The sequence below is a fragment of the Azohydromonas aeria genome (assembly GCF_009760915.1).
GTDB lineage: Bacteria > Pseudomonadota > Gammaproteobacteria > Burkholderiales > Burkholderiaceae_C > Azohydromonas > Azohydromonas aeria.
The window spans coordinates 23,631-33,049 of sequence record NZ_VIDQ01000081.1 but is presented as its reverse complement, the minus strand read 5'-3'; the positions used below and the strand labels follow the sequence as shown (position 1 = coordinate 33,049).

At 70.9% G+C, this 9,419-nt stretch carries 7 protein-coding genes; 2 read left to right on the top strand and 5 right to left on the bottom strand.

Features of this window, described 5'->3' with window-relative positions; genetic code table 11:
• Positions 1-220 precede the first annotated feature (220 nt).
• Complete coding sequence (locus FJ694_RS30230) at positions 221-1,375, top strand: branched-chain amino acid ABC transporter substrate-binding protein (protein WP_157271253.1); 1,155 nt, start codon at positions 221-223, stop codon at positions 1,373-1,375.
• Entirely contained in the window at positions 1,376-1,624 is a 249-nt protein-coding gene (locus FJ694_RS30225) for a hypothetical protein (protein ID WP_157271252.1), read from the top strand.
• Between the two features lie 10 nt (positions 1,625-1,634).
• Here the strand turns inward: FJ694_RS30225 and FJ694_RS30220 are convergent, their stop codons facing one another.
• The 5 genes from FJ694_RS30220 to FJ694_RS30200 form a co-directional block, all read right to left on the bottom strand.
• Entirely contained in the window at positions 1,635-2,717 is a 1,083-nt protein-coding gene (locus FJ694_RS30220) for a GlxA family transcriptional regulator (RefSeq protein ID WP_157271251.1), read from the bottom strand.
• Between the two features lie 638 nt (positions 2,718-3,355).
• Entirely contained in the window at positions 3,356-4,171 is an 816-nt protein-coding gene (locus tag FJ694_RS30215) for a hypothetical protein (protein ID WP_157271250.1), read from the bottom strand.
• Complete coding sequence (locus tag FJ694_RS30210) at positions 4,172-5,335, bottom strand: FAD-binding protein (protein WP_157271249.1); 1,164 nt, start codon at positions 5,333-5,335, stop codon at positions 4,172-4,174.
• A complete protein-coding gene (locus FJ694_RS30205; RefSeq protein ID WP_157271248.1) occupies positions 5,332-7,302 on the bottom strand; it encodes a DUF3483 domain-containing protein in 1,971 nt (656 codons plus the stop codon). Before FJ694_RS30205 ends, FJ694_RS30210 begins: the two co-directional genes overlap by 4 nt.
• A gap of 52 nt (positions 7,303-7,354) precedes the next feature.
• A complete protein-coding gene (locus tag FJ694_RS30200; protein WP_157271247.1) occupies positions 7,355-9,415 on the bottom strand; it encodes an NADH:flavin oxidoreductase in 2,061 nt (686 codons plus the stop codon).
• Positions 9,416-9,419: the final 4 nt, after the last annotated feature.

Here is a 9,419-nt window from a genome sequence, read left to right as displayed (position 1 = left end):
GCGCTGGTGTTCCGGCGCAGCTTCGCCGACTACGTCTGGAAGCTCATCGAGCGCAATGCGCGGCCCTACGGGCTGCGCGTGGTGGAGGCGCGCCAGTGCGCCGACCCGCTGCTGTCGCCGCTGCTGGCGCCCGCCGCCGACCAGGCGAAGCGCCGGCTGCAGCCGGCCTGACTCGCGCATCCCTGCCTGTCTCACCCACGAAGCACTGAAGGAGGAACCCATGAAGCACAAGAAGATCCTGGCCAGCCTGCGCCTGGCGCCCTGGGCGCTGGCGCCGATCCTGCTCACCGCCGCGTCCGTCGGCGCGCAGGCCCAGGAGGTGGTGAAGATCGGCTTCACCGGGCCGCTGTCCGGCGGGCAGGCGGCCTACGGCGTGGACAACCGCGACGGGCTGCTGCTGGCGGTGAAGGAGCTCAATGCCAAGGGCGTGACGGTGGGCGGCAAGAAGGTGACCTTCGAAGTCGTGGCGCAGGACGACGCCGCCGACCCGCGCCAGGGCGTGGCCGTGGCGCAGGTGCTGGCCGATGCCAAGGTGCGCTACGTGGTCGGCCCGTACAACTCCGGCGTCGCCATTCCCGCGGGCAAGGTCTACCACGAGGCCGGCATGCTGATGCTCACCGTGGCCTCGAATCCCAAGGTGACGCAGCTGGGCTATCCGCGCCTCTTTCGCGTCGGCGTGAACGACGCGCAGGTGGGCATCGCCATGGCCGCCTACGCGGCCAAGACGATGAAGGCAAAGAACGTGGCGGTGGTGGACGACCGCACCGCGTACGGCCAGGGGCTGGTCGCGGAATTCATGGCCGAGGCCAAGCGGCAGGGGCTCAACGTCGTGAAGCAGGAATTCACGACCGACAAGGCGACGGATTTCACCTCGATCCTGACCTCGATCCGCAGTGCGAAGCCGGACGCCGTGTTCTATGGCGGCTATTCCTCGCAGGCCGGCCCGATGCTGCGCCAGATGGTGTCGCTGGGCCTCCCGGCCAAATTGCTGGGTGGCGACGGCATCTGCACCACCGAAACCAGCCGGCTCAGCGGCAACGTGGCCGACGGCAACGTGTTCTGCAGCCAGGCCGGCGTGGTGCTGGGCCAGGCCGAGGCCGGGCGCGCCTTTGCCGCCAAATACAAGGCGGCGTACCAGCGCGATCCGCTGACCTATGCCGTGTCCTTCTACGACGCGGGCCTGCTGCTGGCCGACGCGATGCAGAAAACCGGCTCGACCGACCCCGGGAAACTGGCCGAATTCATCGCCCAGGGCAACTGGAAGGGCGTGGCCGGAGAATATTCATTCACGCCCCAGCACGACCTGAAAAACTCGCCGGTGAGCGTGTATGGGTTCAAGGGCGGGCAGCCGGAGGTATTGGGTTCAAGCCATTGATTGGACCAGATCGTCACTGCACGAGGCGCAGACATTGACAAGGCCGCGACCAATGTGTCGCGGCTTTTTTTGTTTGGATATTTTCTTTCTGGCTCAATGTTGCCGGCCCGAACAAGAGAACAGGCCGATGAAATAAAGAAGCCGGAAATTATTGTCTTGAGCTTCAGCCGGCTCCAGCAGCCAATTCATCTGCGCATGAGCACAAAAATAAAAATGCCGGGACCAGCCCGGCATTTGTTTTGTCTGTGAATCGCCGCCTTCAGGACATGTACATCGCCGCCCCGGCTGCCGGCGAGGCAGGAGGACGGCGCAGCCGCCGCGCCGGTGCCGCCGCCTCGGCCACGATGCCCACGTGCACCAGCCCCTGGCTGCCGCCCTGGCGCCGGTGCTCGCTGGGCGAGTGGCCGAACTGCGCGCGATAGGCCTTGCAGAAGTGCGAGGCCGTCTGGAAGCCGCAGGCCACCGTGATCTGCATGATCGGCGCGCTGGTGTGCGACAGCAGCTCGCGCGCGCGGCGCAGGCGCAGTGCCAGGTAGTGCTGCGCCGGCGTGACGTTGTAGTAGCGGTGGAACAGCCGCTCCAGCTGGCGCAGCGAGACGCCGGCCGCATCCGCGATTTCCGACAGCGTCAGCGGCTCCTCGATATTCGCCGCCATCAATTCCGCGGCCTCGACCAAGTGCTCGTAGCCCGGGCCCACGAACTCGGGCTGCGGGAGTTTCTGCTGGTCGGACTGGTCGCGCACGCGATCGACGATGAACTGCTCGGAAATCGCCATCGCGAGTTTCTTGCCGTGATGCGCGCGCACCAGGTGCAGCATCAGGTGCAGCGGCGCGATGCCGCCCGATGCGGTGATGCGCTCGCGGTCGATCACGAACACTTCGAGCGCGAAATGCACCTTCGGGTGCGACTCGCGCAGCGCCACCAGGTTTTCCCAGTGCACGGCGCAGCGGTAGCCGTCCAGCACCCCGGCGGCGGCCAGGGCATGCGTGCCCGTACACAGCGCGCCCAGCATCTGGCCGCGCGCGGCGCGGCGGCGCAGGTCCTGCACCAGGGTGTCGGAAATGGCCTTCTGCACCTCCACGCCGCCGCAGACGAACACCGCGTCGCAGGCGTCCAGGGACTCCAGCGGGGCCATGTCCGAGACCACCAGGCCGTTGCTCGCCGGCGCCCCGCCGTCACAGCCCACGCAGGCCACGCTCCAGGTATAGAGCGGCTGCCGGCTGGTGAGATTGGCCATGCGCAAGACTTCGACCGCATTGGCGAATGCGATCATCGAGTAATTCTCCAGCAGCAGGAATCCAAAATGGCGGGCGGTGGGAACTGAACTCGAAGTGTTGACCATGGCGGGGACCTTTGTGTCGGTTGAACTGCAGTGCGACTCGAATTCCTCGGCACCCACCGACACCACCTCGATCACGCCGGGAAAATGGCGCAGGCCGGTGCCGGGCTGGAGGACTCGAATCGTCCGATGAAGACCCCGGAAAGCGCAGACCTTGAAAATCCCCGCCCGGGTGACATAGATCAATCGCAAGACCTATGCCAGTGCCACTGCTCCTCTACAACTCCATCAACCGCCACCCATCCGGCAAAAGCCGCGATCTCAACCGTTTCGTGCACCTGTAGGGGGTTTCGCACGGTGGCCTGGCGGTGCATGCGGCACCATCAAGGTGCCGCAACCAGCCAGATTTGACGCCATCCCGCCTTGATGTAGAACAGGGATTTACGCCTATATTCCCGAGCGCGGGTGAAGGGTTTGCCCTTGAAATCCTGCCGCCGACCGGCCCGGGAATGGTCCCGTCCAGGCCAGGGACTTGCGGCTGGCGACCGGGAATCCAGCGCCGGGCCTGATTCGTCCCAGCAAACGGGACAAGGTATCCGGACAAGAAATATCCGGACACGAGATTGCCCGGCCCGCCGCGCGACACGGCGAACCGGGCCTGGGGCGGTTTCTCCCGAAACCGCCAGCCGCCCGGGGCGGGCTTATTGCGGGCCCTGCACCAGCGCCAGCTTGCGCAGGTGGTCGAGCAGCGCCTGGGCCTTGTCCTGCGCCGAGCCCTCGCGGATCACGGTGCCGGCCTTCTGCGCCGGGGCGGCGGAGCCGGTGGCCTTGGCCATGCGCGCCGCGCCGCTCTCGGTGGACACGGGTGCCAGCGGCCGGCGCTGCTTGCGCGCCGGCTCGAAGCGCCACTCGATCGCGCCGGCTGCCGGCGCGGCCGCCGCGCGCACCGCCTTGTCCTGGACGCGCCCGGCCTGCGCCGCCACCCAGGCGTGACGCTGCGGCAGGTCCTCGCGCTGCGCCAGGCGGGCACTGCTCACCAGCACCGCGCCGGTGCCGGGCGCCAGCCGCCAGCTGCGCCGCGCGCCGCGCGGCAGCGCCTGCACCACGCGCCAGGCGCCGCCGCCTTCGGGCACCAGGTCGATCACGTCGCTGATCAGCGGCCGCTGCAGCCGCTGCGCCAGCGCGTAGGGCAGCATCCCGCTGGCGAGTCCCGACTCGCCCTTCGCGCCGGCGATGACGAGCGTGCTGTCGCGGCAGGCGTCGGCCAGCGCGACCACGGCGGCGTCGAGGCTGCCGTCGCCGGCGAGCAGCCGCGTGAGCCGGCTCACGCCCTGCGCCAGGTAGTCGCGCGCCACGGCGTCGGGCATATCGCCCACGGTGCACAGCCACGGCTCGGCGCCGTCGCCCAGCGCCTTCTGCGCCAGCGCGACGCCGGCGGCGTCGGTGCGGCTGCGCGTGGCCCGGCCGCTGACCGGGTCGATGCGCACACTCACGAGAACGGTGATGGGCGTGCTCATTCAGGCCACCTCCAGGGTCTTGGTCGAGGCGGCCGCGCGGCCGCCGGAAGCCGCCGGCGACGCGCCGCCGCGCAGCAGCGCCAGCAGCGCGCGCATGAGCGCCTGCACGTCCTCGGCCACGGTCAGCTCCGAGCGCTGCGCGATGGGTGCGGCCGTGTCGGTGTTGACGCACAGCACGTGCCGGCATTCGCGGATGCCCTGCAGGTGCTGCACCGCGCCGGAGATGCCCATGGCCAGGTAGCCGCGCGCCTGCACCGTCTTGCCGGTGGCGCCGATCTGCTGGCTGCGGCTGAAGCGGCCGTCGTCCACCGCCACGCGCGAGGCACCCACCGCCGCGCCCAGCGCCGCGGCCAGCTCGTGGAACAGCTTCACGTCCGTGACGCCGTTGCCGGCGGCCATGATGAAGTCGGCCTCCTCCAGCGCCACCTGCTGCGCCTGGCCGGCCACCGTGCCCAGGTCCTTCAGGCCGAGCACCGGCCGCGCCGCGGGCGCATCGAGCGTGAGCTGCTCGCCCAGGCCCAGGAAGGGCAGCTCGGTGCGCGCCACCTGGCGGCCCAGCAGCAGCAGTTGCATGCCGGACAGCGCCGCGGTCGCATCGCCCGCCGCGCGGCCCGCGCCGCCATGGTCGCGTACCCGCACACGGCCTTCCGCGATCTCGGCCACCGAGGCCGCCACGGCCAGGCCGCGCGCCACGGCCAGGCGCCGCCCCAGGTCGCCGTCGTCGCCGCGATCGGGCGCCAGCACCAGCCGCGGCTTCAGTTGTTGCCAGCGCGCGGCCACGGCCTCCGCCAGCACGTCGGCGCCGACGGCCGGGCTCACGGGCAGCAGCTCCAGCCGGTCCACGCCCAGGGCCACGGCATCGAGCTGCAGCGACTCCGGGTCGGCGCAGGGCGCGAGCACCACGACGGCTTCCTCGGCGCTGGCCAGCAGCGCCGCGGCGGCGATGGCCTCGCGCGCATGCTCGTCGAAGCTGCCGCAGTCGGGATGGGCCAGCACCAGCAGGCAGCCCGTGGCGGCGCGCGCCAGGCGCGGCCGCCGCACGCTGGCGTGCGCGTCGCCGGCCAGGCGCAGGTCGCGCTCGCCCTCGGTGCCGCCCAGCACGATGCGGCGCAGCCCCGCGGCCGTGACGAGCGCCGGACGGCGCGGATCGATGCGTCGGATCATTGCTTCACCTCCACGGCGCGGGCCACCAGCTCGGCCACGTCCAGGACTTCAGGGCGCTTGCCGACCACGCCTTCGAGCATGGCGGTGCACTGCGGGCAGGCCACGGCCACCACATCGGCGCCGGTGGCGCGCGCGTCGTCCATGCGGATGTCGGGAATGCGGCGCTTGCCGGGGATGTCGGTGGTCGGCGCCCCGCCGCCACCGCCGCAGCAGCGGGCGTTGAGGCCGCAACGCTCCATCTCCACCACCTGGATGCCGATGGCCTTGAGCGCGCGCCGCGGCGCCTCGACCTGGCCGTTGTAGCGGCCGAGGTAGCAGGGGTCGTGCAGCGTGACGCTGGGCATCTGCGCGGCGGCGTCGGCGCGGGGCTTGAGCGCCTTGCGCTCCAGCAGGTCGGCCAGCAGCTCGGTGTGGTGCCACACGCGGGCCTGGCCCGACGACAGGCGCTTGCCCCAGGCGGCGTCAAGCACCGGGTACTCGTTGCGCAGCGCGTGCAGCAGGTGCGGGTCGGCCGTCACCAGGTTCGCCGCGGGCCGCGCCGACAGCGTCGCGATCAGCTGGCGCGCCAGGCGCTGGTACTCGGCCTCGTCGCCCAGGCGCCGCGCCACGTCGCCGCAGTCGGTCTCGGCCGCGCCCAGCACCGCCGGCGTGATGCCGCCGGCCTTCATCGACTGCACCAGCGCGCGCAGCGTCTTCTGGCCGCGCATGTCGAAGCCCGCTTCGCCCGCCAGCAGCAGCCACTCCACGGACTGGCCCTGCTCGGCCACGGGCAGGCCCAGGTCGGCGGCCCAGTGGTGGCGCGCGGAGAGGGGATAGCGGCCCTGCGTGTCGGTCTCGCGCAGCGCGGACAGCACCTCGGAGCCCTTGTTGGGCACCGTGCCGCCCACCAGCGTCAGGCTGCGGCGCAGGTCCACCACCAGGTCCACGTGCTCGATCAGCATCGGGCAGGCCTGCACGCAGGCGCGGCAGGTGGTGCAGCTCCACAGCGTCTCGGGGTCGATCAGGCCCGGCACCACCGCCTTGTCGGGCGCGCCGGCGTGCTTGCCGACTTCCTTGCCCGGGTACGGGTTGCCGTGGTAGCGCGCGTCGCTGCCGCCGGCCATGCCGGTGACGAGGTCCTGCACCAGCTTCTTGGGATTGAGCGGCTGGCCCGCGGCATAGGCCGGGCAGGCCGCCTCGCACTTGCCGCACTGCACGCAGGCGTCGAAGGACAGCAGCCGGTTCCAGGGCAGGTCGGCCGGCTTGGTGGCGCCCGGCAGGTCGCGCCCGAGCTCAACGGGTTTCAGGGCGCTGGCGCGGCGTTGCGCGGTGGGGCCCACTTCCTGGGTGCCGAAACGCTCCGGCCGCGGGTGCAGGCCCAGGTGCAGCAGGCCGGCGACGGCGTGCTTCATCGGCCCGGCCAGGCCCACGCCCAGCGCCAGCTCCGCCGCGCCGGCGCCCAGCGCCAGCACGCACAACGCGGCCCACCAGGGCGCGATCTGGTCGTACCACAGCGCGCCCACGGCCAGGGCGGCCAGGCCGGCGGCACCGGCGCCCAGCGTCCAGGGCAGCCGGTTCCACGGGCCGCGCGACACGCGCGCCGCCACCGCCGGCTGGCGCCGGCGCACGGCCATCATCACCGCACCGGCGAGCATCACCACCGCGCAGGCGACCAGCGCCACGTCGAGCACCGCCAGGCGCAGCCGCAGGCCGTCATTGATGGCCACCAGCGCCAGGCAGGCGATGGCGCCGCCGGCCACGGCCACGTGCGCGCGCGCCACCGCGGGCTCGCGCGCCACGACGTGGTGCAGGTCCACGAAATAGCGCTTGGGGATGGCGAAGAGGCCGCTCCAGGCCACGCTCGCGGCCTGGCCGGTGCGCCACAGCGCCGCGCGCCGCGCGGTGCCGATGGCCAGCGCCGCCACCGCCAGCCAGAACACGGCGGTGACGAGGTCGCGCCACACGAAGGGAGACAACAGGGTTTCCATGTTCATTCCTGCTTGCTACAGCTGCTCGGCCAACTTCCGTCCGGCCTCGGCCTCAGAAGTCCTTGCACAGCCGCAGCGCGTCGTAGATGGCGCCGTGGATGTTGTGCATCGACACGCCGTCGCCGATGCGGAACAGCGCGAACTTGCCGTTGCCCAGCTGCTGCGAGAGCACCGGCTGCGGCGCGGCGTCGTAGAGGGCGTCGATGTCGGTCTGGCCGTGGTTCAACGAGCGCTCCTTGAGCTGCCAGTACAGCGCCTCGTTGGGGCGGATGCCGTTCTCGATCACGACCTGGTCCACCGCGCGCTCTTCCTGCACGTCGGTGTACTCGTTGCGCAGCACGGCAATCAGCTTGTCGCCCTCGCGGTACACCTTGTCGAGCCAGTAGTTGGGCGTGAGCACCACGCCCTGCGCGTAGAGCCGGCGGTAGAAGATCGGGAAGGTGGTGCCGCCGGTGTCGTCGGCCACCTTCACGTCGGGCGTGACGATCTCCACCAGGTGGCCGCGGCTGCCGATGAAGTCGGCCACGCCCGAGCCCGCGTGCGTGCTCATGGCGTCATAGACCAGCACGTTGCCCTGCGGCGCGACGCGGCCGCTGAGGATGTCCCAGCCCGACACCGCGAGGCCCTCGGCCACGCCCCAGTGCGGGTTCTGGTCGGTGTGCGGGATGCCGCCGGTGGCCAGCACCACGATGTCCGGGCGCTCGTCCATGATCATCGACACGTCGGCCTCGGTGCCCAGGCGCCGGTCCACGCCCAGCCGCGCCGTCTCCAGGTCGAACCAGCGGATGATGCCGGCCATCTGCTCGCGCTTCGGCGCCTTGGCGGCCAGGTTGACCTGCCCGCCCACCTGCGCCTGCTTCTCGAACAGCACCACGTCGTGGCCGCGCTCGCGCGCCACGCGCGCCGCCTCCAGCCCCGCGGGGCCGGCGCCGACCACAACCACCTTGCGCTTCGGCCCGGTGGACTTGGCGATGACGTGCGGCATGGTGCGCTCGCGGCTGGTGGCGGCGTTCTGGATGCACAGCACGTCCAGGCCGTTGTACTGCCGGTCGATGCAGTAGTTGGCGCCGACGCACTGCTTGATCTGGTCCTCGCGGCCGTCGCGGATCTTGATGACCATGTGCGGGTCGGCGATCTGCGCCCGCGTCATGCCCACCATGTCCACCATGCCGGCGGCCAGCAGCCGCTCGGCCTGCTGCGCGTCGCGGATGCTCTGCGCGTGCATCACCGGGATCTTCACCACGCTCTTGATGCCGCCGGCCAGGTGCACGAAGGGCTCGGGCGGCAGCGCCATCGGCGGCATGCAGTTGGCCAGCGTGTTGTGGGTGTCGGCGCCGGAGCCGACGACGCTCAGGTAGTCGATCAGCCCGGTCTCGCTCATGGCCTGGGCGATCTCCTTGAGCGTCTCGTGGTCCAGCCCGTCCTCGTGGAACTCGTCGCCGCACATGCGCAGGCCCACGCAGAAGTCGCGGCCCACTTCCTCGCGCACGGCGGTCAGCACCTCGACGCCGAAGCGCATGCGGTTCGCGAGCGAGCCGCCGTACTCATCGGTGCGGAAGTTGCTGCGCGGGCTCCAGAACTGGTCGATCAGGTGCTGGTGCGCGGCCGAGATCTCGATGCCGTCCATGCCCGAGGCCTTCACCCGGCGCGCGGCCTTGGCGAATTCCTTGACGATGCGGCGGATCTCCTCGATCTCGATCGTCTTGGCATTGCCGCGGTGCACGGGCTCGCGCACGCCCGACGGGCTGACCAGGTGCGGCCAGTCGAAGCCGTGCCAGGCGTTGCGCCGGCCCATGTGCGTGGCCTGGATCATGATCTTGGCGCCATGCTTGTGCATGGTCTCGGCCAGCTTCGACAGGCCCTCCATCGTCTCGTCGCGCGAGAGGTTGACGGAGCTCCACCAGTCGCTGGGGCTGTTCTTGGACACGGGGCTCGATCCGCCGCAGATGGCCAGGCCCACGCCGCCGCGGGCCTTCTCCTCGTAGTAGCGGATGTAGCGTTCCCCGGGCATGCCGTTGTCGGCATAGACCTCGGCGTGGGCCGTGCTCACGATCCGGTTGCGGATCTTCAGCTGGTTGAGCTGGATGGGTTCGAAGAGGTGGGGGTAACGCATGGCG

Bases quoted from the DNA above. Each gene is read 5' to 3' on its own strand.
- FJ694_RS30230 (WP_157271253.1), top strand. From the start codon at position 221: ATGAAGCACAAGAAGATCCTGGCCAGCCTGCGCCTGGCGCCCTGGGCG.
- FJ694_RS30220 (WP_157271251.1), bottom strand. From the start codon at position 2,717: ATGGTCAACACTTCGAGTTCAGTTCCCACCGCCCGCCATTTTGGATTC.
- FJ694_RS30215 (WP_157271250.1), bottom strand. From the start codon at position 4,171: ATGAGCACGCCCATCACCGTTCTCGTGAGTGTGCGCATCGACCCGGTC.
- FJ694_RS30210 (WP_157271249.1), bottom strand. From the start codon at position 5,335: ATGATCCGACGCATCGATCCGCGCCGTCCGGCGCTCGTCACGGCCGCG.
- FJ694_RS30205 (WP_157271248.1), bottom strand. From the start codon at position 7,302: ATGGAAACCCTGTTGTCTCCCTTCGTGTGGCGCGACCTCGTCACCGCC.
- FJ694_RS30200 (WP_157271247.1), bottom strand. From the start codon at position 9,415: ATGCGTTACCCCCACCTCTTCGAACCCATCCAGCTCAACCAGCTGAAG.